Genomic DNA, 778 nt, shown 5'->3' with positions numbered 1-778 from the left:
GATGTAATAGGCGCCGTGGCTGCCCTGGATCAGCGCCGAGGAGACGATGATGGCGAGGAAGGTCGGGTTGCGCAGCAACCGCGGCGAACCGGCCGCGTGCGCGACTGCGGCGACCGGACGGCCCAGCGGCCGCAAGGTCAGCCCGACCAGCGCGCCGAGCACGGTCACGGCGGTGATGATCCAGATCAGATCGACCTCCGCGACATAACGCAGCAGGAACCCGCTGATCAGCGCACAGACCGCGAACGCCGCCGAGCCCCACAGCCGCAGCGGTCCGTAGGTGAGACCGAATTGCCTGACGCCGCGCAGCGCATAGGCGTCGGTAAGCGGCACCATCGGCGTCCAGACGCAGCAGGTCAGCGCATAGACCGCGAGCAGCACGAAGGGCTGGTGCTGGGTGCCGATCACGGCAAAGCCGAACGCCGTGGCTACTCCCGTGGCGATGATCGCGCCGCGCAGCATCTGGCGGCGTTCCGCCACTGCCTTGACCAGCGGCAGGACGGTGATGCGCGTCACCGGCGGCACCGCGGTGATGATGCCGATCCAGGTGGCATCGATGCCGATCGCCTTCAGCCACACGGTGAAAAACGGCAGATGCACGCCGGTCATGCCGAACAGGGTGGCATAGAATGCCGCGAGCCTTCGCGCGAATCGCCGCGATGCAACTTTTGCTGCAATGGGGATTTGTGATTCGGAAGACATCAATTCAATTGCGATTCGCGCGATATCGTGGTGATCGTTAGCGTAACGCGCAGTGATTTGCGCGAAGAGATTGTGA

Annotated in this window: 1 protein-coding gene; it reads right to left on the bottom strand. The window is 64.7% G+C overall.

The genetic code is table 11. From position 1 onward, the window contains the following. On the bottom strand, window positions 1-778 hold a 778-nt coding region (locus tag NS334_RS16635), incomplete at both ends, for an MFS transporter (RefSeq protein WP_206542703.1).

The organism is Sphingomonas endophytica (assembly GCF_001476895.1).
GTDB lineage: Bacteria > Pseudomonadota > Alphaproteobacteria > Sphingomonadales > Sphingomonadaceae > Sphingomonas > Sphingomonas endophytica_A.
Note: the sequence above shows the minus strand (reverse complement) of the source record. Positions and strands in the feature narration are given on the sequence as shown.